Origin of the sequence: Paraburkholderia sp. Clong3 (assembly GCF_050436485.1) — a bacterium.
GTDB lineage: Bacteria > Pseudomonadota > Gammaproteobacteria > Burkholderiales > Burkholderiaceae > Paraburkholderia > Paraburkholderia tuberum.
In genome coordinates this window covers 2,139,705-2,162,708 of record NZ_JBNDMH010000003.1, presented here as the reverse complement: position 1 = coordinate 2,162,708, position 23,004 = coordinate 2,139,705, and the positions used below count along the sequence as shown (strand labels likewise).

The window sequence follows — 23,004 nt, the reverse complement described above, 5'->3', positions numbered from 1 at the left end:
ACCATGGAGCATGAAGTCGGGAAGGACTTCTTTCCGGGCTTCGCGAGGCTTGACGTCGAAGCAGGCGATGTCTCGTTTTGCGGCAGGAGCGGCGGGAGCGGATCGCCGGTTTTGCTTTTGCACGGGTACCCGCAAACTCACGTCGCGTGGCGATTGATTGCGCCGACGCTCGCGAAGTCGCACACCGTCATCGTGCCGGATTTGCCAGGGTACGGCGACAGCCGCACCCGCAACGATCAGCCGCGATGGACCAAACGTCGCGTAGCCGGCGCGCTCGTCGCGCTGATGGGCCGGCTCGGGCACGAGCGCTTCGCAGTGGTCGGGCATGATCGGGGCGCTCGGGCGGGATACCGGCTTGCGCTCGACCATCCTCGACGCGTCGCCGCGTATGCCTCGTTGACCGTGATACCGACGCTCGATGCATTCGCAACTATCGACAAGACGTTCGCGTTGAACGCCTGGCACTGGTTCTTCCTGGCACAGCCGGGCGATCTCCCGGAGCGGATGCTTGCGGCTGATCCGGATGCTTATCTCGACACTGCACTGGCGAAGATGGCGGGCGGTCCGGAGCGGATCGATCCTTTGGCCCTCGACGTTTATCGAAGCGCGTTCAGGAATCCGCACGTGCGCCACGCCATGTGCGAAGACTATCGCGCCGCCGCTTCCGAGGACCTGGAGCACGATGCGAGCGATTTGGCTGCAGGCCGAAGGCTTGCCTGTCCGGTCCTGGTACTGTGGAGCGAGAGCGAACAGAAGGCGAGAAGCACTCTGCCCCTCGACGCGTGGTCCCGATGGGCAGCGAACGTGACGGGCAAGGGATTGCCCGGCGGCCATCTGCTGCCCGAGGATGCGCCGAATGAGGTGTTGACGTCCCTTGAGAATTTTTTGGTCGGACAGGTTTAGCGTTGGCTACCGTGAAGACATTGACGATTCGGAGATCGATGGGCAGCAAGATCCCGAAAGTAGATCAATCACGATAACGTGATCCATCGATATCGCGCCCGCAAGCAGTCTATAGAGCGAATGACTGCTTCAGCTCCAAAAGCGCAAATAAGGAGGCCGGGTCAGTGAACGGCCGAGAAGGGTCGGACAGCGCCCGCAAAGTGTCATTCGGCGTAGCGCCGGTCGGCCGTTCAGACGTCCGTTCCACTCTTCAAACGGTCATTGGTCTTCCAAAGGCGCGCGTTGCCTGACCGGACCAGGACTTAACTCCGACGGAACCGGAGCCGAGGGCTCAACTCGATTGCGCTCGGTTTACGCTGCTCGGCAATTCGACAAAATCCTCGGTCTTGTCCAATGCATGCATCGCATCGAGCAGGGCGGGAGGTGGACACGTCAGCTTGCGCTTTTCCAGATCGAGCCAACCAACCGCTGAGGTCACGCGGGCCACCAGCTTGCCTTCGCGAAGAAACTCGTTGCACAACAGCGTACGGCTTCCATCGGCAGACAGGCCAGCGAGCGCAAAGCCTACTGTTATCCGATCAAGCAGATGGATCTCGCGAAAATATTCGATCTCGTCCTTCATCACCACCGGTCCGATACGGAGCTTCATGAACTCCGACATCGAAAAACCCTGTTTCGCGAAGTACAGCATCCGCGCATCGACCGACTTGTCGAGATAGGCGGTGTTGCGCATATGTGAGTTGAAATCCATGTCGCCCCAGCCGGCGAAGAGTTCCGTCTCGAACATAGTGTGGCCTTACAATAGGTGTTGCGTGATATCTTCCTGCCGGTCTGTGGTGGTCAAGTAATTTCGGACAGGCAGATAGGTTCTTTTGCTGTCGATTTCGCCTCGTAGGCGGCGGGCGACAGATAGCCCAAAGTCGAGTGCAAGCGCACGGGGTTGTAGAAGCCGACGATGTACTGCGTGATGTCCTGCCGTGCCTCGTCGTGATTGGCGTACCGGCGCTGCCATACGCGCTCCATCTTCAGGTTCAGGAAGAAGCGTTCCATCACCGAATTGTCCCAACAATTTCCCTTGCGGCTCATGCTGCAAACCACGTGATGCCGCTTGAGCAAGGCTTGATATGCGTCGCTTGCATATTGGCTGCCACGGTCCGAATGCAGGACCAATCCCGGCACTGGCCGGCGTTGCTGCAACGCCATGGTCAGTGCCGACATGACCAATCCGGCCGGCATGCTGGGTGCCATGGACCAGCCCACGACCTTGCGCGAGTAAAGGTCCAGCACGACCGCCAGATAAAGCCAGCCCTGGGCCGTGCGGATATACGTGATATCCGAAACCCACGCCCGATTCGGCTCAGCCACGTCAAACTGACGGTCCAGCACGTTCTCGGCCACCGGCAACGTATGCTTGCTGTCGGTCGTCGAAACGAACTTGCGCTTCCACGTCGTGCGCAAGTCCGCTTCGCGCATCAGCGTGCGCACCCGATGGCGGCCCGTGCGAAGCCCTTGCTCGCGTACGGCATGCATCACACGCCGGCTGCCGTAGCTCGCGCCGCTGGCAGCAAATGCTGCCCTGATGTGGGTCTGCTCATGCAGGCGCTTTGGGCTCGGCTTGGCGCGCCGGTGCGCATAGTAGCCCGAGCGGCTTACCCCCAATACCCGGCACGCGGCACTGACCGATACGGCCTTCTCTTGCAAGTGGGCTACCGCGCGGTAACTCACTTCAGTTCCCGTGCAAAGAAGGCCGAGGCTTTTTTTAGCAGGGAGTTGTCTTCACGCAGTTGCCGGTTCTCCGCCTCCAGTTGCCGAATGCGTTGCTGTTCGGCCGTCAGCGGCTTGCCCGCGCCAGCACCGCCCGCGCATTCCGCGTCGTACTGCGCCAGCCAGCGCCGTACCCCCGTCTCGCCAAGGTCCATCGACCGGCAAACCTCGCCCACCGACAAGCCTTGGTCTCGTATCATCTTCACCACTTCCAGCTTGAAGCTGGCATCGAATTGTCGGCGCTTCCTTGTCATCTAGCTCTGTTCCTCGTCGATTCCGGATTGTCCTCCTATCGACCTGTCCGAGGGAATTAGACCATTACAGTCTTGTGTTCGCATCACGGGAGTGGAATGGCCTTAAGAACGCCTGAAGGGTTGAATTGCTCTTTAACGCTCGCTAGACGCGCGGCGTTAGGTCCATAGGCGCACGCGATTTGTTCTGCGGACGTGTCGGGTAGCAGGTTGGCGTACCCGCCCGGGAGTGCTGTCGGGCTAAGCGCCGCGTTGAGCCTATGTGCCCACGCCCGATGGGGTTCAGCGTCATCCCTCTCAGGCGTCCAGGTCGCATAGATCAAGGCCGTAAAGTGAGGCTTGCGCATCCCAAACGCGGTATCCTCGGGAGCGACGTCGGTTGCTGCTCCGTGGCAGTGGTGAATGATGATTGACGTGAGCGGCGAGGTACGGGCCTCGAACGCAGAGACAAGAGCGTCGATTGTGGCCGGGCCGAGCGCGTCGAACCATCTGGTCGCGACCTCGTAACCGCGGCCTTGCGCGAGCTTCCCGTCGGTGAGAGACAAGAGGCTTGACGCCGGCATCGGAACGGCCTTGACGAGAAGCGGAGTTCCCACGGACCCGACCCTGGCCAGAATTGCCTCGCCGGTCGCCACCTCGCCTGACCAGACCATGGAAAACACGACGACCGGTTTGCCATCAGGTACAGGCGACAGGACGGCTGAGGCGAACAGATTGGCGGGTGCCTGACTTGCCACGTCCGCAAAGCGAGCCAACACCGCGCGCGCGTCTGCCAAAGGGAAGACTATCGTGCCACTGAGCACCGTTCCGGGATCGTACAGGCGCAGCCGCATGGCGGTGACGACGCCGAAGTTCCCACCGCCGCCTCGCAAGGCCCAGAACAGATCGGCGTTGCGCTCCGCGTCGCAGACGACAATCCTCCCGTCAGGCAGCACGACCTCCGCGGACAGAAGGCTGTCGCAGGCCAGGCCAAAGCGTGTCATGAGCGGGCCGTACCCCCCACCGAGGACGAGGCCGGTCATGCTGACCGCGCCGTCATTGCCGATCACTGCCGCGAGGCCATGCTCGCCCGCAGCCTGATTGAGTTGGGCTGCCGTGACACCGCCGCCGATCATGACCTCGCGACTATCGGCGTCGATCGCGAGTTTCGCCATCCTTGATATGTCGAGGATGACGGTGCCTTCGCGGAGTGAGCGACCGGCCCAGTCCTGCCCGCCGTTGTAGATAGATATTGGGACGTGAGCGTCGTTGGTTACGCGCAATGCACGACTCACCTTCTCGGTGGTATCGCAGCGCGCCAGGAGCAATGGCCGTGGGCAAAGCGCGCCGTTCCACCAGCGCGGCGAAACATTTGCCCAGTCGCTCGGTTCGACGACTTCGAATCCCACTTCTCTGAGAACTTCAGCCAACCTGAGGAGGTCAGCGCTTGTGTGGTTAGCATTCATTGAACTCTCCCGCTCACTGTTCCGAAAGTTGTAGCAGGGTCCGTGCCGCCTTGAGCGCGATGTGGCGGGTCCGAATCCATTGAGGGGCGACAACAGGCTGTCCCCGTGCCGAGGCCGTCCGGTCTCTTTCAATGTTACCGCTTTCCCCTGGGGGCATCATTGGACCGCGTGCGGCCAACTCCGGACGTTCGACTCGTTGCTGTGAACCGTTGACAATCACCGCGCTCGATCCAGCGAGTCGACGGCCCCAATATTTAGCGACCTCGTGGAGCATGCCGGAGCTCATTTCGCAAGACCGGATGTGGTCGCGATGCAAACCATCGGCATTTCTGCTGTCGCAACGGATTACTTGCGTTCCCCAAAATGCACGTCCACTATGCGGAGTGAACGGTTTGTGGTCTTGCATCTTTGCGCAGCAATAGATTGCTAATGTCATGAGTTATAAATTCGCTAAACAAGCAGCGAGCCGCAATCCCGCTGCAAATCATGAACGCTCATCGCAGGACGTTCGACCGCAGGTGGAAACACGCACCACACACCGTCATCGTGGAGGAAGAAATAGATTGCCAATGTGCCTGCTGGCCGCAATGCCTCCACACATACATAGCGCCGCTGATTTGAGTTCATGCGGCCGAACCGGGTCACCCGGGCCGACATGGCCGCAGTCGGCCCAAGCCATTTTTCGACCAGCAGACGTAAAGAGCTCTTTATCGTACTCATCGACCGCTCCTTCAACTTCGCATCTCGTTGATGCAGCTAGCTCCCCGTTTTGTTAGGGGCTACGAATGGCTGGCCAAAGTGTCGTATGCGAATTTCCAACTCATGGCACTAGTTCGGCTTCAGGCACTACACGATAGTTTGGTGTAAGCAAGCGATACAGCGCCTCCCTCAGGCCAGAAGAGGCACTCCCGATTAGGCGGCGACCGGGATAAGTCACCAAGGCGGCAAGGCTCCGTAGCTGTCGGCAGTCAGCGCGCTCGCGCCCGACACCCGCCACGACCCGGGAACAAAGTTTCCAGCCAATATCCAATGTTTGGTCTGTGCAGCCATCTGCGACAAGAGCAGGTCGAGCAGTTTGTCCGCACAGGCATCACCTCATTTCGACTTGCGCCCGACTGCGATGAGCGCCGATGAAGGCAGGTTGATTGAGCCGTCCGACTCTGCATACGCCTGGAAAGCCGCTTTCAGAGCGGGTTGGAGCCGCGCGTGTTGCTCGTCTGTCAAGGCCGCATAGTTCGGCGCGAAGTGAAATAATGGGCCGAATTCCTCCAACAAGGCGTCGACCGAAGCAGCACTTTGGATCGTCTCGCAAACCGTCACGGTGACGTCGGAGCAGCCACTTTCAATCACGGCGCCTCGCAAGCTCGTTTGCGACCACTCATTCAGGCCATTTTCGCCCCACAGCGATCGGCCGGGGAAGACGCGGCTGAACACGCCATCCAGAATCACCATCGGCGTGGCGCCAACCCGGCTTGGCCAGGCTGCCACAACGACCCGCCCATTGGCCCGCACGACGCGCACCATCTCAGCCAAACCCGCCCGCCACGACGCAAACAACATCACGCCAAAGATCGAAAACGCCGCGTCGAAACTCGCGTCACCGGCGTCGAGTGAAGCGCCGTCCATCACTCGCGCCTCACATTCCGGGAACGGACGTAATCGTTCGCTGGTCCGCGCTACCATGGCAGGCGCGATATCGGTGGCAAGAACCCGGGCCCCCATAGCCGCTATAATCAGCGCAAGTGCGCCCGTACCGGTCGCCACGTCGATCACCTGCTCGTTACTGCCTACGCCAGATAAAACCGCTGCCCGCTCGCAAAAACGGCTGGTCAGTGGTTCAGCAAACCGCTCATACGGGTTCGCCAATGAGTTGAAGTCCGGCATGTCTTCGGTCATGAACGCGCTCCTGTCAGAATTGGGTTGACGTATGGCACTGCGGCGGAACGCAACCCGTCTGCGACCTTCGCTATGGACATCTGATTAGCTTGCATCTGCGTAGCCTGGGTTTGCGCCTGAGGCGGAAGGCTCGCTGCGCCGGGCGCCGTGTGGCCCTACACACGCTTTGACCTCTTCACTCGTCACCTTGCGCATGACCTCCGGCGCCTTTAACGCGCTGACCGGCTTCAACAGGTTCAACACCTCGATAAGCAGTTTATGAATATCAGGATCCTGGTGCGCCGCCTGGGTGACCGCAATATGGTGCTCAATGGATTTCTCCAAATCGGCCGGGCGTTTGCCCCGCGCGTCGGGATAGGCCAGATCCGGCAACGCAGCCAGCGTCCACGGGTTCTCGACAATCGACGCGATCGCTAACAGGAACTCACTGCTGAGTGTGGCAAGCGGATCGGCATCGCCGGCGTGCGCCGCGAGCAGATTTCGCAACACGACAGCTTCCTGCGCGGCGGCGCTCATTCCCTGTCCATAGACCGGATTGAAACGGCACACTGAATCGGCGATCGGGATCAGTCCGCGAGGAAAGTCGTTGGAGCTGTCGAAGTGACGCCGCCGACTTTCAGGGAACGCAAACTGTTCGATGTGGCCGTGCAGGGTGGCGTTTTTGATCGCGTGATACACGGTGGCAGTCGGCAGGCTTGCGGCGTAGTCGGCGAATGCGTCGCCGTCGGCGGGCGGCGTGTCTGTGCCTCGTCCTCCGAGTGCCGCGAACCACTTGCCGTCTTCACGCAGAAGCACGATACCCATACGGCTTTCTTCCGGCGCCTTGGGCATGGTGTACATGACCTTCATGTCGGGAGTCGCATCGGGCGCAATCGTATAGACCGCGGTCGAGTAACCGAAGTCGACGCCGATGACCGTCTCCTCAGGCATGGGTCGGCCGGTAGCCTCAAGTAAGTCCAGCGTAGGCTTGCCGCGTCCGGACGCATCGACGACGAGGTCGGCCGGCAATATCTCCAGCTTGCCCCCGCCGGTCTTGTACGAAACCGAAGCGACCGAATTGCCGTCTGGCGTTGCGCCGATGGCGACGACGCGACACCCGTCGCGAAAGACGACGTTCGGGCGTTCATGCACACGACGACGCACGGCAAGCTCGAGCAGCGGACGCGTCATCGTAAAGGTTGCTACACCGAGACTGCGAGCCGGAAACGGATCCTGTCCTGGATACTCAAGGTATACCTCGAGACCCGAGTCGACCGAGTGGGCGCCTGCCTGCACGAGTGTGGATGAAAAACCCGGAAACAGGTCGCACAGTGCCTTGAAGCCGCCGGCAAGCAGCCCATGCGGGTGCTTGCCCTGCGGCACGCCAGGCCGAGGCGTCGAGTCGGACGGAAGCGCATCCCGTTCGAGCACGACGACTTCCCTGAAGTAGTCGGCAAGCGCCTGAGCTGCGGGCAGTCCGCCCATTCCTGCGCCAATGACAACTGCGCGTTCACCTGAAAAACGATTCGGCATCCTAGCTCCTGCGACGTTAATTGGAAGTAAAGCACCTGCTCGGCGTAACGTGCACCACGATGAATTCTTGTGAGCGGGAGAGTCCGCGACTCAGCGGACTTAGCTAGAAAACAGCCGTAGCAGTGGCTTTATTCCGTGCCGCGGGAGAAGGGCGCGATGCTGTTTTCAGGGAGCCGTCTACAACAAAGGAAGACTGAGTGCGCCGGAAGACCGTCAAGAAACAGGAGGCGCATGACCGCTTCTGGCCGCTTTTGCAAATGCTCTGTCTCCAGCAGAGTGTCACAACATCGTCAACAGAACCAGACATCTACCTATCCGCCAAATACCGCGGAATTTTCTATCTTGTGAGGTGTTATCCGAGGAAGCAATGCAACCGCTTCGTCTGGATCCGTTTGATTTCAGATAGCTAGATGACGATCGGCCTGTTGCATGTCTTTCAGATTGCAAGGGAGATGCACGATGTGTGGAATCGCTGGCTGGGTAGATTACGACCGCGACCTGAACGAGCAAAAACCGATCATTGAGGCAATGACACGCACGATGGCACTGCGCGGGCCCGACGCGCAGGGCATCTGGATCGACCGCCACGCAGCACTGGGACACCGCAGGCTTTCCGTCATCGATCTCGAAGGCGGAGCGCAACCAATGCAAGCTGCGGAAGAAGGTAAAGCGGTTGCATGCCTGACCTACAGCGGCGAAGTGTACAACTTCGTTGAACTACGCGACGAGTTGATGAAGCGCGGCCATCGCTTTACGAGCCGCAGCGATACCGAAGTCGTGTTGCGCAGCTACCTCGAGTGGGGCGAGTCATTTGTCGATCGTCTGGTTGGTATCTATGCGTTCGCGATCTGGGATACGCGCAAAGAGGAGTTGCTGCTGGTGCGCGACCGTGTAGGCGTGAAGCCGCTGTTCTATCAACCCTTCGGCAGCGGCGTGCTGTTCGGTTCCGAGCCAAAAGCGATTCTGGCTCATCCGGATATTGTCCCGCGAGTGGGGCTGGAAGGGTTGCGGCACGTAATCAGCATGTTCCGCATGCCCGGCGACGCGGTATACGAAGGCATGCGCGAAGTGATGCCTGGACACCTGGTGCGCGTGTCGCGCAGTGGCATCGCGCAACGGTCCTACTGGAAGCTCGAGGGTTACGAACATACCGATTCGCTGGGTGTCACGATCGAAACGATTCGTGGACACCTCGACCGGATCATGCGCCAGCAGACCGTTGCCGACGTTCCGCTTTGCAGCCTGCTTTCGGGCGGGCTCGATTCGTCGTTGGTCACGGCGATGGCCGATCGGATATTGCGCCAACGAAGCGGCCGTGCAGTGCACTCCTACTCGGTCGATTTTGCGGACCATGGGCAGGCGTTCGCCAAGGACCCGTACCGCGATACCGCCGATACGCCGTTCGTGCGTGAGTTCGTCAAGCAGGTGAATACGCGGCACACCGAGGTCGTGTTGAACGACCGCGAGCTCGCGAACATGCAAGTGCGGCGTGCCGTTGTCGACGCGCTCGACTCGGCATGGTTCGTCGGCGGCGACCTGTTCCCATCGCTCTATCTACTCTTCAAGGCAGTGCGCGAGAATTCGACGGTCGCATTGTCCGGCGAGGCCGCCGACGAAGTGTTCGGCGGCTATAGATGGTTTCACACGCCGGAAACCGTCAACCTCGACACGTTCCCCTGGATGCGGGTTGCGCCGTCGAAGCTCGACACGCTGTTGTCGCCGGACCTGTCAAAGGAGCTGCGACTGAAGGAGTATGAGGCCGACTGTTACGCCCAGGCACTCCGCGCAGTACCGCATGTCGGCAAGACGGGCGCCGAAAAGCGTATGCGCGAGATATGCCACCTCCATCTGATCAACTGGCTCCCCATCCTGCTAGACCGGAAGGACAGGATGAGCATGGCTGTAGGCCTCGAAGTGCGTGTGCCATTCTGCGACCACGAACTGATGCAGTACGTATTCAACACGCCGTGGAGCATGAAGACGTTCGATGGTCGCGAGAAGAGCCTGCTGCGCGCAGCGGCAGGCGACGTCGTGCCCACGGCGATTCTCAAACGCGTGAAAAGCCCCTATCCGGCCACGCAAGACCCAGCGTATGAACGCGCTTTGCGTGACTGCATGGGCAGCGTGATCTCGAAGGCGTCGCCGCGCACGGCACAGACTTTCGACGTAGACGCGGTTCGTAAGCTGATCGATCAACCGCTGAACGAAGTTAGCATCGGTTGGGAGCGAGGGGACATCGATCACGCGCTCGCGATGTCGGACTGGCTGGAAAGGTACGACGTGGAACTTGTATAGGCGAGGTGGCGCTATGAGATTTTAGCGCCGGATGCGCTCTGCCGCCGTCCCTGCCGGCCAACACAACACACGCCGATAAGTTCGCCTTGCTGGGGGCAATCAGACGCATCAAGGATTCGCGGCTCCGATCAAGGGTGCCGATACATGTCATTTGCCTTCGGCAAACACTGATCCGACGTGTAACCAGCCAATGAAACGTTCAAGGAGAACACATGGCGACTACCCAGGATATCGCTGCACGGATCGATGCACTCGAAAGCCAATTCGCGCTGGACCGGCTCATCGCCGCATACAGTCAGGCGTTCGACAATCGCGATGAGGCACTGCTACGCAGCATTTGGCATAGCGATGCGAGTCTGTTACTGGGCGACGCGTTCGGCAACTGTACCGGTATCGATGCCATCATCGAGTCAGCTCACAGGAACTGGGCGCAGATCCCGTACATGCATCACTGGACGGCCAATCCACTGATCGACATTAACGGCGACCTCGCCACGGGCAAGGTGGCGCTCAACGCGCTGGTTACCCATGCGGAGATGGGGCCGGTCCAGATCAGCGGCCTTTATCACGACCGGTTCGAGCGCCGTGACGGCCACTGGGCATTCACGGAGCGCAGATTCGATTTGCACTACGTGACGCCCCTGCCGAACTGGAAACCGGTTGCCGGAATCGAAGCTGCGTCCCAGTCCTGAGCCGAATAGCCAGGCGGATCACCGGGCCGGATCAATGTCCGGAGCAACTTCGGGCCAGTGTGGAGGACACTCTCCGCAGTCAGGGCGTCGACCAGCTTGCCGTCGCCAATCTGCGCCGCCTGGACGTCGGGCCCGGACTGAAGGCCGAAGGTGATCAGGTCGTCGACCTGGATGACCAACTGGCTGTGAGTTGCGGCTTTTGATCAATATCTCGGTGACATTCATACGTAAGTCCTACGTACTTTTTGTTGGCAACGCCCAGTACCGCTTATGGAATGACCACAGCCCACAAGGTGTTGTATCGATGTGACCGGTCAACTCACATGCACTTCGAGATTGCAGGCCGCCAATGGACGGGTTCGATTGGTAGAGAAAACTCCCCGTCGTGAAGACCAGCCCATCCGGAACGCTGTCGACGCTGGATTTCGGGAGGTTCGGGTCGAGCCGCTGCTCGGCCCGGATTCGATGATTATCGGCGTCCGGTAGGTACCCCAAATTCGCGAATCAATCGTAACGCGAAATCATACGAGGAGTAATTGATGAGTGTAGCGACCACACATACTGCTTCGGAGCTGACCGCGGCGCGTGAACTGCGCGCCATGATGCAGGGAAGAGTCGTGTTGCGCGGCGACGATGACTATGCTCGCACGCGGCGGATATGGAACGGAGCAGTGGAGAACCAGCCTGCGTTATTTGCAGTGTGTGAGACGTCCGCGGACGTCGAGGCGGCCGTGCGTGTCGCGCGTCGCAATGGCCTGCCGCTCTCGGTGCGCGGCGGCGGGCACGACTGGGCAGGCCGTGCCTTGTGCCCGGATGGACTCGTCATTGACCTCGCCAGGATGAGGCAAGTAGTCGTGGACCCGCACTCGCGAGTCGCGACAGTCGCAGGGGGCGCCACGACCAAGGACCTGGCCGTGGCCGCCGGCTCCCACGGCTTAGTCGCGGCATTGGGCAACTGCGGTGCAGTCGGCGTAGCCGGCTTGGCCCTGGGTGGTGGCTATGGCCCTCTTAACGGTCGATACGGTTTGGCAGCGGACAACCTGCTTGGCGCTGAGGTGGTGCTTGCGGATGGGCGGCTCGTGGCCACCGGTCCCGATGAGGAGCCGGAGTTGTTCTGGGCGATCCGAGGCGGTGGCGGCAACTTCGGCGTGGTTACGTCTCTGCGGTTCCGTCTGCACGAGATGCGTCACATGCTCGCGGGGCCAATTGTGTATTCCTGGAGCGAGGCCGAATCGGTGCTGCGCCGCTACGCGGCCTTTGCGGCCACCATGCCTGACGAACTCGGTGTATCTATGGGAATGCCGTCCGGCCCGGATGGCCAGCCCACGCTATTGTTGTTGCCGCTGTGGAATGGCGACAAGCACAGGGGCGAGCAGATCATACGTGACTTGCAAGCCCTTGGTACACCTCAGCTTGCCCAGGTCGGGCCGACGACCTACGGCGACATGCTTGCCTTGTTCGACGCGGCGGTGGATGCGGCAGACTGCTGCCATTGGGAGACCCGGACGCGCTCACTGCCCGTGCTCACGCCCGGTGCCGTCGATGCGATCATCACGGCGGTCGCCCGCAAGACGTCGCCCTATTCTATGGTCAACTGGCACCACGCCCACGGCGCGGCCACGCGTATCGCTGCAGAGGAGATGGCTTTCGGCTTGCGCCGGGAACATTTTATGGTGGAGATCATCGCCGGTTGGAAGCCCGACGCGGGTAACGGCGCGGAGCACCGGCAATGGGCGCAGGAGCTTTGGGAAGGCCTCGCCCGTTTTGCGTTGCCAGGCGGCTACGCCAATTTCCTGGTACCACGTGATCGAGAACAGGTTCGGGATGCCTACGGCAGCAACGGTGCCCGGCTGAGATCCTTGAAGCGCCGTTTCGATCCCGACGGCGTGTTCGCCTCCGCCATTCCGTTGCCCGACTAGCATGGATGTCCCAGGAGCGCACGACAACCAACTAAAGGGAGAACGTTATGAATATCGCGGAGAAGACAGTCTTGATCGCCGGCGCCAACCGCGGCGTCGGTGAGGCGCTTGTCAAAGAAGCTCTCAATAGAGGAGCGAAAAGAGTTTTTGCGGACACTCGGGGCGCACTTCCAAATACTGACCCACGCGTGACGGCGCTGACGTTGGACGTAACCAACGCTTCGCAGATCCAGGTTGAGCATTCTCTTACCCACCTACGGCTGCACGCCCTGGCGCCACCTCTGGTGCCGCTTGCTCAAGCGGCAAGAACGGAAGCAGAATCGTCCGCACGTGCGGCGCAACGGCGCGGCCTGCAGCAAGACAAGTGGCCGCGCGAGCGGCTGGCATACTTTCACCGGAGGCAACAATGACGCTCGACGAAATCGTGAGCGCGTATTGCGCCGCATGGAACGAGAAGGACGAGGTGGCGCGCACCGCTTTGCTGGAGAAATCTTGGGGCGATAGCGGCGTCTACGAGGATCCGACGAGTGCCGTTCCGCCAGGCCGCGCAGCGCTCCATGCCCATATCGCCGGCTTCCATCGGGCCTATGCGGGCGCAAGACTCGTTCGCACCAGCAGGGCCGACCAGCACCATGGCAAGATTCATTTCACCTGGCAGATGATGTTGCCCGACGGAACCGTTGCCGTCGAAGGGCGCGATTTCGGCGAACTCGACACCACGGGACGCATTGCCCATATCGTCGGCTTCTTTGGCCCGCCCCCGGCGCTGTGAGGACGGCCGCGCGCTTTTCTCGTGTGCGGCGCCTCATCCGGCCTTCAGCACCACCCGCTCGATGTCCTGAACGATGACTGGAATAGCCGATCACGACCGGCGCTACGATGGACCGCGTACGCGGGTGCTTTGACCGCCCAGAATGTCGGGCCAATGACTCGCGCCAAGACGCGGACATCCTGGCGTCGCCTCTGCCAAGGAAGCCGCCGTACAGGTGGCGCCGGTTTCTATGTCCGTAGTGGGTCGATCAGCGACATTCGAAACGCCGCTTCTGGACGACCTGTCCCGCCTCCGCTGGCAGGTACCTGCCCAGCTGTGACCAGTATCACCGAATGCGGGGCAGGCTACCTATATCGCAAGATTGTCGGTCACGAACCACGTCTCATCCGTGCTCGCGCCGGACAGCCAATTCACGTCAAGCCACCTTCTAAAGCCCGACGCCATACAAGGGTTGCGGATGCCTACTTGCCGCCGATGCCGACCTTGCCGCGCCCGACCTTTCGATGCGGCACACAGGGGCGCAGCCTCTTCCTTGAGCTAGCCGTCAATGTGACGTGCTCCGCAGGGTAGTGGGTCGTCCTGTTCAGCGCGGCCTGATAGGCGGAATGGCCCGGATCGATGCGCTTGAGAGCTGACATCACTGACTCCTCCTCAGAGGATTCTAGTCCGAAACGGCACGGCGGTTATGTCGCCTTCCTGAACATGCTGTAGTCGAAGTCCGCGACCCGGCGCTCGGCGAACCCGGGCGTGCCCTTGACGATTGCCATGCGCTCGTTCCGGTGTGTGCCCACAGGTAATTATTCGAGCGCGCGGCGCACACGCGCGGGATTCTAACCTTCAATCCAATCGGGACTCGTGCGTCCCTTCCCGGGTGGGGCGGGACACGGCATGCCGTCGGGGCGAAAAAAACCGAATCTCGACGGGCACCCCAAGCAACGCATCCTTTCGGCCATCGATCACGACATCGCGAGCCTGCTGGAACGGTCGGCTGATGCCGAACCGGCTCCGGCACCCCGGCCGCGCATGAAGGGGCGGCTTCATAATTCCGACAATAAAGCACGCTAAGCGGTGGACGCAGGTTGCCGGCTGCGCATTCGTGTCCGCCTCTTGTCGGCCGGCCATGAGCGGTCACTGACCCTGCGAGAACTGTTACCCGAAGCGGTCGCTCATGAGCCTACAATAGGAACGCATCATCGCGGCCGCAGGCACCGAATTGCACTGCGGAGAACCAATGGGGGACGGCGATGTTCAAATTCATCGATGGGTTACCGCAAGATGTGCTCGCGATCGAAGCCACGGGCAAGGTTACGCACGACGACTACAAAAGTACACTCATACCCAAGGCTGAGGCGATGATGGGCAAGGGGCCGATCAAGATGCTCTATGTCGTCGGGAAAGAGTTCACGGGATTTGAGGTTGGAGCGCTTTGGGATGACGGCGCGTTCGGGCTGAGGCACTGGCACGATTTCAGCCACATCGCAGTGGTTACGGATCTCGCATGGCTACGGGTTATGGTTGGTATGCTAAAACCCTTTTTTCATGGCGATGTCCGCTTGTTCTCGCTTGCTGAATTGCCTACCGCGAGACGCTGGATCACGGACTCCAAGCGAGTTAGTCGATGAATAACATCCGCTGGTAAAAATCTGAAATCCATCTGCGCTACAAGGCGTTTCTACGGAAGATGAATTTGCCGGAACAACCTCATTGCACCATTTTCGATTCCCTATTGCTGTCAGTCACGAGTGTCTCAAGCGGTCGGCCCCGGCCTTCCGCGCGAGACGCAGCTCGCGAATTCAGGCCCGTGGCGTCATCTGGCAGAGGTCGGCCAGTTAAAGACCTTCGACGTCTCGGCCAAAATTGACGACAATGTTCCCAAGGAAAGATTGCGGGTCGTGCTCCGTCGTCGGAGACGCCGCTGAATCTAAAAGGAAAACATGAGACGACTGTTCCTCGCTGGGCTCGCAGCCACCTCTTTCGTGACTTGCGTTCATGCGCAAAGCAACGCGTCCGGCCCGCTCGTCACGCCCTCGGGTAACTTGCAATTCGTGCGCGTCGACGGCGATTTCGTGGGGATGCTCGACAAGGAAATTTTCGATCGCTTTAGCGCGAGCATGCTCACGCATTTCGACGACGTAGGCAATGCAAATGACAGCGTCACGCGCACGCTCGTGCAGACTGATTCCGGCCCGGTGCTGTACGACTTTCGCCACCATCCGCCGCTTGTGCAACGCTCGGGTAAGCGCATGACGGTCAAGCGCGTGTTCTGGCAAGGCGATCTTGAAGTCGTGATGCAAAGCTCGCAAGGCTGGTTCCAGTTCAAACGCGGCGTGCTGACGAAGCTGCAGTCGTCTACGACGACGTACCATTGATTACGCGCACACCCCCCAACACACGAGCCAGCGATGACATACGTCGCCTCGCCGCGCACGTCGTTGCCTTTTTCCAAGTTGCCTTAACCTCTTGCGGGTCGAGCTCAGCGCGTCGTCGTGGGACAGGTTTCGGCCAATCGACCCCGAAGGCTAAGTCGTTGAAAATCTGTCCGGCGGCGGGCTGGGGGCTAACGATTTGCGGTGCACGGTTGGCGGACTTCGAACGCTTGATGCACGTCTTCCGGTCACCCCATTATTCGAAGAGTTCTGCCGGTTTCTCAGTCATCCGGGTTGCAACCATATTGAGATTTCACGCATGCCGATGAAACCTTCAAACAAAACCACGTCCTCGAAAAGACGACGTATTTTGCAATCTGCGGTCGGAATCACATTTTTGCATGGTGCCCGGAAACAGATGCTCGCTTCGGCGCAAGCGGCGGTATCCGGAGCGTTCACTCGCGTGCGTCCGGGCGATCCAGGCTGGCCGTCCGAGGCGCATTGGAACGAACTCAGCCAGCAGGTCGGCAATGCACTGGTGAAAGTGCAATCGCCCCTGGTGGCTTGCCTGAACGCGCCCGATAGTGACGACTGCAGGCAACTATTCAGGGAGCTCAAGAACCCCTATTTTCTCGGCGACGAGGTGGGTCTAACGCAAACCCTCGGCTGGGTTGACGCGTGGACATCGACACCCAGCGTCTACGCGGTGGCTGCCCGCAACACGGATGACGTCGTCGTCGCCGTTAACTTCGCACGTCGGAACAATCTCCGCCTCGTGGTGAAGGGCGGCGGCCACAGCTATCAAGGCACATCGAATGCGCCGGACTCTCTGCTGGTCTGGACGCGAAAAATGAACAACATCACCGTGCAGAACGCGTTTGTCGGCACAGGATGCGAGGGACATGCGGCACCGGTGAGGGCGGTCACGGCCGGTGCCGGCGCGCTCTGGGCGCACGTCTACGATGCGGTCACTACCAAGGCGGGCGGTTACGTGCAAGGTGGCGGCTGCATGACGGTCGGCGTGGCTGGCCTGATCCAAAGCGGCGGGTTCGGCAGCTTTTCCAAGGCCTACGGACTGGCCGCGGGAAGCCTGCTCGAAGCGGAAGTTGTGACGGCAGATGGCGCGGTCCGGATCGCCAATGCCTGCACGAATCCCGATCTATTCTGGGCGCTGAAAGGCGGCGGCGGCGGGAGCCTGGGCGTGGTCACCCGGCTGACGCTGCGGGTTCACGAATTGCCCGAGACTTTCGGCGCGGTGAACATGACGATCAAGGCGACATCGACGTCTGCGTTTCGCCGGCTGATTGGCGTGATCATCGACTTCTATAATCAGAACCTGATGAACCCGCACTGGGGCGAACAGATCAGATTTCGCCGCGACAACGTCCTCACTATCTCGATGGTGTTCCAGGGGCTCAGTCGCAGTGAAGCGCAAGCGATCTGGGAGCCGTTCATGGATACGCTTGCCGCGTCCCCGGACGATTTCAAGGTCGAGTTCTCGCCACTGAAGATTGTCGCCATCTCGGCCCGCAGTTTCTGGGCTCCAACCCTGTTCAAGAAGCTCCTCGGCTTCATCAGCACCGACGACCGGCCGGGCGCACCCGACGACAATATCTTTTGGTCGGGTAATCGCGGAGAGGCGGGACAAGTGCTACACGGCTACGAGTCCGCGTGGCTCCCCGCGGCCTTGCTGCAAGATGACCGGCGTCAAACCCTGGCCGACACGCTGTTTGCGGCGACCCGTCAATGGAGCGTGTCGCTGCACGTCAACAAGGGCTTGGCGGGTGCACCGGCGGAGGCTGTCGCTGCCGCGAGAAACACAGCCACGAACCCGGCCGCGCTGGACGCCTTCGCGTTGCTTATCGCCGGGGCGGAGGGGCCGCCCGCGTATCCGGGCATTCAGGGCCACGAGCCCGACACCGCGCTGGCGCGCCGGGACCGGCAGGCCATCGGACGTGCAATGGCCGAGGTGCGCAAGCTGGTTCCAGACGCCGGTTCCTACGTGGCGGAAAGCAATTTTTTCGACGCGGACTGGCAGCGGTCCTTCTGGGGCTCAAATTACAGCAGGCTGCTCGCCATTAAGGATCAGTATGATCCCGATGGTTTGTTCTTCGTTCATCACGGCGTAGGGAGCGAACGCTGGAGCGCCGACGGTTTCACGAAAATCGTCTGAACGACTCGACCTTCGAACTCGCACATATGGTTCAGCGGAAATCACATTTCGAAATCTCGTATTGAGGCTTCCCAGCACCATTCGGTCATGACAGGCCGCTAACGTGATTGTTGAAAGGCTATATCCGGTCGACTCCCGCCGACCGCATCGGGCAGGACCCGGCCAAGACCGGTCGTTCGACACACCGGCGCGAATCGTCGACAATCGAGTGAAACAACTTCATTTCCGACGGAAATCAGGCGGATGGAACCTTGCGAGATCCAATTTACAGTGGATAACCTTTGCCATTGGGCAGGCATGGGCGACTATGTGCTGACACCGCCTGATCGCAGTTATGCGGTCACGCTGCGATATCAGGGTGAACCGCCACATGGGGATTCATTTCACATTATTGATGTGGCCGGGCGCAGGTTTCCAGGCTATGCATGGGGTTGCATGTTCGTGATGTCCGATTGCTCGAACTTCATTGCCTTCAGTTGGATGGAACGGAAATTCGAAAGACTGACGACGGTGATCGACGTGAGACATTCCAGTTACTTCGTTTTGCAGCAATACATCTACCATCCACGCATCGAGTGGCCATCAATCCTGGACGCAGCGAACGAACAGGAAGCGTATGCATTCGACGGGACGGAGGCTTGGATGGTCTTTTGACGTTTCGAACCTTCATGTCCGCATCTAGGAGCCACCTTCGATTGGAGATTTGCGGTGGGGCAAGGTCTGCGCCTGATTATTAGCGGTCAATCGGCACGGCATCGTAGATCGTTGTCAATCTATGACCAGTCACCAAACTAGTGCACCGGCTGGCCGACTATCGAATCCCGATGATCATCGAATCCGGCCCGAGTAGTGGTTCGACCCGAATCTCCCTGAAGCCGACGTCGGCCATCCATTCACGGCACTGCGCACCCGTATAGTCAAAGCCCCCGGGCGTCTCGATTAGCATATTGAGGCTCATCAGCAAGCCGAACGCATTCTGTCTGCGCTCATCGTCAATAATGGCGTCGTAGACGATCAGGCAGCCGCCCGGAGGCAGCGCCTCATAACATTTGGCGAGCAGTTCGCGCTTCTGCTCGAGATTCCAGTCGTGAAGAATGTGGCCCATCACGAGCACGTCGGCCGACGGGCAGGCTTCCTTGAAGAAATCGCCCGGATGGAAACGAAGGCGCTCCTTTAACCCGTGTTCCGCGACATACTTGTCAAATAAAGGTCCGACTGCCGGCAAATCGAAGCCGCCACCCGTGAGATGCGGATGCGCGCTTGCAACCTCTACGACTAAAGCGCCTTGCGCCGCACCAATGTCGACGAACGAACCGTAGTCTTGCCAAGGAAATTTCTGCGCAAGCGCTTTAGCGGCGACGAGGCTGATCCCAGTCATCGATTCCAGAAAAACACGCAGTGTTCGTTCGTTCCGATAGATCGCATCAAACGGGTTGCCGCCCTGCTTCGCCTCGTTCTGCGGCAGTCCGCTGCGCAGCGCTTCGGTAAGCGATCCCCAGAACGGATATAGTCGGTCGTTAGCCATTTGCAGTATTCCCCCGATATATCCCGGTTGCGTTCTATCGAGAAATAGTCCTGTCTCGCACGTGTTCCGATAGAGACCTTTTTCTCGCTCCAGCACCTGCAACGAAACCAAAGCATCGAGAAAGTCCAAAGCCGATCTCGGATGCAATCCCAACTCGTCAGTCAACTGCTCACCGTTGCGAGGCCCTTTCCCGAGGTGCGTAAATACACCGAGCTCGACCGCGGACAGCAACGCTTTAGAGCCCCAAAATCCCATGCCCAGTTGCATGAGATTAGCGGGCGAATAGGCTGCCCCGTCTACGTCGTCAGACACTCTTGTGCCGGATTGATATTCCATTGACTCATTTCCTTTGGCGAACGCGATAATGGGGTTGCGGTTTGTACTGCACGACTACATTCACAGAACACCTTGTCGTTAGACTTTATTCCCGCGCCCCAATCCAGGCAGACAAATTGCCCGAACAGCGCACGGCCCATTTCCGCTGAATCCCGCGGCTAAACTGGCGAGCACCGCGCCGCCCTGAATGTCCGGTCTCGGCGATCTCGAATGACTGAAACGGGTCGTATTTGGGCTTTCAGTTGCCCGGATTCTGCCATATCCTTCGTTAGCCGCTCTCATAGAATGAGCGTTAGCGAGAAGTCGATAATCGCCTGTCCGCTCATCCTCTGACTTGCGTTGCTCGATTCATCTGATGTCCGGCGGCATGAACAAGCATAAGCCGCGCCATTGCCACCCCGCGAGCCGGTAACAGGCAAATGGCGCAGAATAGAATCGCGCGCATGTTCGCGCACGCGAGAGGACGTGGCGCCCGACTTTGGACGTCAGAGCCTCCATGTTAGTGAGACAACCTTGCTGTAGTGAGACCATGAAGAAAGGAAAGACAAAACTCACCCGCCACGATGCTGAGCGCCTTTTCGAAGGCCTGCCCAGCGGGAACGTGAAAGTAAGCGGCCGGCCCGAGAACCCATTCGAAGCCGGGGCGTTCGACGCAGTCGAGCGCGTCGACAACGAAACCAAACTCTGGAAGGACAACCTCATTACTCTTCCGATGGCGATCGAGCTGCCTACTGGCTACGAGTCGGTGTCTCACGTACGCGAGGCGATGGCGAAAGCATGGCACGCGAAGTGGGTAAGGGAAGGAAAAAACGAGGTTGTCGCTGAGTTTCCTGAGGGTTGGACAGCCGTTCGGCAGGGAAGTGGACCCACGGAGTTGCGAGATTCCACCGGCGTAGTTCGCGCGGTATACGGGTGGGCGGAGGACGCGGAGCTCAGGATTCTGCCGCGGTATCTGGTTGAATCACAGACGAACAGTTCAAGCGGACTGGGCAGCCTGGTTGTCCGTGATCGCTTGAACGGTCTGGTTCTTGAAAGATCGTCAATATGGTCTGCCCAAACCGGTACCAACCATCCCGACTGGGCCAGACTGTCGGCGTGGCTCAACTTACACTATCCACAATATCGCGATCCGCTTCGGTACTGGGAAGACTACGGTAAAAACGTCCAAAACTAAATAAGCCATTTTCTGGCGTGCCGTCGTCAATCAGCGGCGCCATCCCGAAACTGGATGGGTGTTTCCATTGCCGCTCAGTGAAGAACTATTCCACCGTCGGCGGCTGCGACCCGTGAGCGATCCGACCTCGCACGCTGGAATAGGCACGCCGGCGGTTGAACACCGGATCAACCGTTGTTCATCTTCTCCAGCAATCGAAACCCTTCGGGCCAATTGCCAAGGTTGCTGTCGGCGTTGAGATGTCCCTTCGCTCTAACTTCGACGAGTTCGCTGCCCCACGCAGCTGCGCAGGCGCGTGCGTGGTCCACGCTGCCGTATGGATCGTTGGTGCTGGATACGACGGTCGTCGGAAACGGCAACTGCTCCGATGGCAGGGGCGCGAATCCGCTCGCGGCTACCCGGGGAAATGCCGGTGATGCCGGGTCCGGCACGGCCACAAGCAGCGCGCCACGAATCTTCCGCGCGTACCTGGCAGCCCAATGGACCACGGCCAGACATCCGAGGCTGTGCGCCACTATGACAGTCTCCCTCCCGTTTGCCGCTAGCTGCCGTTCTATCGCCGCTACCCACTCATCGCACACGACGTAATCCCAATCCTCGACTGCGAGGCGTTGCCAATCCGGATGCGCGGCTTGCCATACGCTCTGCCAGTGCAATGGACTGGAGTTGCCGATGCCAGGAACAACAAGAACGGGGTAGTCCATCTGCCAGATCTCCATGAGTGAATGAGCATCCAGTGTAAAAGCTCGCGAATTCAGGCAACATCGCAAATCAAATGGATTGATGGTCATACACAAACGAATTGACTGAGCTTGAGGGTGCTTACAAATGAAAACTAAGCCGGTAACGTTGGACAGGCTCGACTGGCGGATCTTGGAGGTGCTTCAGCGCAATGCACGTGTCACCAACACGGAACTTGGGAAGCAGATCGGGCTTTCTCAGCCGGCTGTCACCGCCCGCATCAGAAGGCTCGAGGAGCGGGGAGTCATCGAGGGCTACGCGGCGCGGATAAATCCCGGCCTCGTCGGTCGGGGCATCGCGGCGATCGTGCGAATCCGCACCACCCATGCTGAGATTAAGCATTGCCTGAGCGCCTTCGAAGCAATGCCTGAGATCGTCGAGGCGCACCGGATCACTGGTGAAGACTGCTTCATCGTTCGGATTGTGGTTGAAGAGATGGCCCAGCTCGAAACCGCAATCGACGCGTTTGCCAGATTCGGGCCCGTGACCACTTCTGTCGTGCTAGCGAGCTATCCGCCGAAGGCGATCCTCGGATCGCAGACTTGACGGGCTGCTTTGTAGAAAATCTGGATGACCGCTATATGGGGTCGATAGTACCCTTCGTTTAGCACCCCCCAGCGGGGGAAATGCGGTCAGCGTCGCAGCGATGCACAATATAGTCGACGTGGCGAGCGCGCAAAACCACGCACTAGTCATGACCAGGCGAAGGAGCGTGCGATGGGCACCACTGAAAACTCAAGTAACCTGCTTGCGAAACTCGGAATTGCTGTACCGATCATCCAGGCGCCGATGGCCGGTTGGGCCACCCCGGCGCTGGCTGCGGCCGTGTCCGATGCAGGTGCGCTGGGCTCCGTCGGTCTTGGCGGCATGACTGCGGAGAACGCTCGCGCCCTCATCCGCGAAACACGTTTGCTCACTGAACGTCCATTCAACGTGAATGTCTTTTGCCATGTTCGACCACCCGCAGACTTGGCGCGTGACGCGCGTTGGCTCACGTATCTGAAGCCGCATTTCGAGCGCTTCCAGGCACAGCCGCCAACGGCCCTCGGCGCGGGTTACTCAAGCTTCGTCGACGACGACGCGATGTTGACGTTGCTGTTAGAAGAACGCGGCCCATACACCAACTCGCCTAATGGTGAACCGTCGCGGCATCCCCGTGATTTCAATGCAGATTACGACTGTAGTGCGATCCAGACACGACAAGGTTAAGCGGTCAGCTCGAACTGGACCGTCCCTATTT

22 protein-coding genes are annotated in these 23,004 nt (G+C 59.8%); 13 read left to right on the top strand and 9 right to left on the bottom strand.

The features are described from left to right. The first annotated feature begins 3 nt into the window (after positions 1–3). Positions 4–903: an alpha/beta fold hydrolase gene (locus tag OKW30_RS33295; RefSeq protein ID WP_429348721.1), complete on the top strand. Its 900-nt coding sequence runs from the start codon at positions 4–6 to the stop codon at positions 901–903. 331 nt (positions 904–1,234) lie between these two features. Here the strand turns inward: OKW30_RS33295 and OKW30_RS33290 are convergent, their stop codons facing one another. The 6 genes from OKW30_RS33290 to OKW30_RS33265 all read right to left on the bottom strand — a co-directional run bounded on the left by OKW30_RS33290 (position 1,235) and on the right by OKW30_RS33265 (position 7,771). Beyond that, a complete protein-coding gene (locus tag OKW30_RS33290; protein WP_429349213.1) occupies positions 1,235–1,654 on the bottom strand; it encodes a thioesterase family protein in 420 nt (139 codons plus the stop codon). Positions 1,655–1,743: 89 nt separating this feature from the next. After that, positions 1,744–2,921, bottom strand: a protein-coding gene (locus tag OKW30_RS33285) for an IS3 family transposase (protein WP_429346789.1) whose coding sequence is annotated in 2 segments (ribosomal slippage) — positions 1,744–2,654 and positions 2,654–2,921 — 1,179 coding nt in all. Because the reading frame shifts where the segments join, the coding sequence is not laid out codon by codon here. 83 nt (positions 2,922–3,004) lie between these two features. Further along, a complete protein-coding gene (locus OKW30_RS33280) occupies positions 3,005–4,363 on the bottom strand; it encodes an FAD-binding oxidoreductase (RefSeq protein ID WP_184062654.1) in 1,359 nt (452 codons plus the stop codon). A gap of 450 nt (positions 4,364–4,813) precedes the next feature. After that, on the bottom strand, positions 4,814–5,083 hold the full coding sequence (locus OKW30_RS33275; protein ID WP_184062652.1) for a hypothetical protein: 270 nt from the start codon (positions 5,081–5,083) through the stop codon (positions 4,814–4,816). 375 nt (positions 5,084–5,458) lie between these two features. Then, positions 5,459–6,259 (bottom strand): class I SAM-dependent methyltransferase, encoded by an 801-nt coding sequence (locus OKW30_RS33270; protein WP_429348720.1) that lies wholly within the window; start codon positions 6,257–6,259, stop codon positions 5,459–5,461. A gap of 84 nt (positions 6,260–6,343) precedes the next feature. Next, positions 6,344–7,771: an FAD-dependent oxidoreductase gene (locus OKW30_RS33265; RefSeq protein ID WP_429348719.1), complete on the bottom strand. Its 1,428-nt coding sequence runs from the start codon at positions 7,769–7,771 to the stop codon at positions 6,344–6,346. 459 nt (positions 7,772–8,230) lie between these two features. Here OKW30_RS33265 and asnB point away from each other — a divergent pair, with 459 nt between their 5' ends. From asnB to OKW30_RS33240, 5 genes are all read left to right on the top strand, one after another. Continuing rightward, positions 8,231–10,066 (top strand): asparagine synthase (glutamine-hydrolyzing), encoded by a 1,836-nt coding sequence (gene asnB / locus OKW30_RS33260; protein WP_184062646.1) that lies wholly within the window; start codon positions 8,231–8,233, stop codon positions 10,064–10,066. Between the two features lie 212 nt (positions 10,067–10,278). Further along, positions 10,279–10,758: a nuclear transport factor 2 family protein gene (locus OKW30_RS33255; protein WP_429348718.1), complete on the top strand. Its 480-nt coding sequence runs from the start codon at positions 10,279–10,281 to the stop codon at positions 10,756–10,758. A gap of 539 nt (positions 10,759–11,297) precedes the next feature. After that, positions 11,298–12,677, top strand: a complete 1,380-nt coding sequence (locus OKW30_RS33250; protein WP_429348717.1) for an FAD-binding oxidoreductase — start codon at positions 11,298–11,300, stop codon at positions 12,675–12,677. Between the two features lie 47 nt (positions 12,678–12,724). Further along, the gene (locus OKW30_RS33245) at positions 12,725–13,087 is read left to right on the top strand and encodes a hypothetical protein (RefSeq protein WP_184062643.1); all 363 of its coding nucleotides are present in this window, start codon (positions 12,725–12,727) and stop codon (positions 13,085–13,087) included. Continuing rightward, positions 13,084–13,449, top strand: coding sequence for a nuclear transport factor 2 family protein (locus OKW30_RS33240; RefSeq protein ID WP_429348716.1), 366 nt, complete (start codon positions 13,084–13,086; stop codon positions 13,447–13,449). The genes OKW30_RS33245 and OKW30_RS33240 overlap by 4 nt, the downstream gene beginning before the upstream one ends. Positions 13,450–13,910: 461 nt before the next feature. Here OKW30_RS33240 and OKW30_RS33235 read toward each other — a convergent pair whose 3' ends face one another. Beyond that, a complete protein-coding gene (locus tag OKW30_RS33235) occupies positions 13,911–14,087 on the bottom strand; it encodes a hypothetical protein (RefSeq protein WP_429348715.1) in 177 nt (58 codons plus the stop codon). 606 nt (positions 14,088–14,693) lie between these two features. Here OKW30_RS33235 and OKW30_RS33230 point away from each other — a divergent pair. The 4 genes from OKW30_RS33230 (at position 14,694) to OKW30_RS33215 (ending at position 18,642) form a co-directional block, all read left to right on the top strand. Beyond that, positions 14,694–15,071: an STAS/SEC14 domain-containing protein gene (locus OKW30_RS33230; protein WP_090807178.1), complete on the top strand. Its 378-nt coding sequence runs from the start codon at positions 14,694–14,696 to the stop codon at positions 15,069–15,071. 312 nt (positions 15,072–15,383) lie between these two features. Further along, positions 15,384–15,818 carry a hypothetical protein gene (locus tag OKW30_RS33225; protein ID WP_429348714.1) on the top strand — a complete coding sequence of 145 codons (435 nt, stop codon included), beginning with the start codon at positions 15,384–15,386 and terminating at the stop codon, positions 15,816–15,818. Positions 15,819–16,134: 316 nt separating this feature from the next. Then, on the top strand, positions 16,135–17,988 hold the full coding sequence (locus tag OKW30_RS33220; RefSeq protein ID WP_429348713.1) for an FAD-binding protein: 1,854 nt from the start codon (positions 16,135–16,137) through the stop codon (positions 17,986–17,988). Positions 17,989–18,231: 243 nt separating this feature from the next. Further along, a complete protein-coding gene (locus tag OKW30_RS33215; RefSeq protein WP_184062639.1) occupies positions 18,232–18,642 on the top strand; it encodes a hypothetical protein in 411 nt (136 codons plus the stop codon). A 157-nt stretch (positions 18,643–18,799) separates the two neighbouring features. Here OKW30_RS33215 and OKW30_RS33210 read toward each other — a convergent pair whose 3' ends face one another. Beyond that, positions 18,800–19,849: a methyltransferase gene (locus OKW30_RS33210; RefSeq protein ID WP_429348712.1), complete on the bottom strand. Its 1,050-nt coding sequence runs from the start codon at positions 19,847–19,849 to the stop codon at positions 18,800–18,802. 529 nt (positions 19,850–20,378) lie between these two features. On the opposite strand from OKW30_RS33210, the gene OKW30_RS33205 reads away from it, so the two are divergent. Further along, positions 20,379–21,023, top strand: coding sequence for a hypothetical protein (locus OKW30_RS33205; RefSeq protein ID WP_184062635.1), 645 nt, complete (start codon positions 20,379–20,381; stop codon positions 21,021–21,023). 167 nt (positions 21,024–21,190) lie between these two features. On the opposite strand, the gene OKW30_RS33200 is transcribed toward OKW30_RS33205, so the two are convergent. Then, the gene (locus tag OKW30_RS33200; RefSeq protein WP_429349212.1) at positions 21,191–21,727 is read right to left on the bottom strand and encodes an RBBP9/YdeN family alpha/beta hydrolase; all 537 of its coding nucleotides are present in this window, start codon (positions 21,725–21,727) and stop codon (positions 21,191–21,193) included. Between the two features lie 124 nt (positions 21,728–21,851). Here OKW30_RS33200 and OKW30_RS33195 point away from each other — a divergent pair, with 124 nt between their 5' ends. Together OKW30_RS33195 and OKW30_RS33190 are read left to right on the top strand one after the other, a co-directional pair. Continuing rightward, on the top strand, positions 21,852–22,310 hold the full coding sequence (locus tag OKW30_RS33195; protein ID WP_187631826.1) for an Lrp/AsnC family transcriptional regulator: 459 nt from the start codon (positions 21,852–21,854) through the stop codon (positions 22,308–22,310). Between the two features lie 171 nt (positions 22,311–22,481). Beyond that, on the top strand, positions 22,482–22,973 hold the full coding sequence (locus OKW30_RS33190; protein ID WP_311539119.1) for an NAD(P)H-dependent flavin oxidoreductase: 492 nt from the start codon (positions 22,482–22,484) through the stop codon (positions 22,971–22,973). Positions 22,974–23,004: the final 31 nt, after the last annotated feature.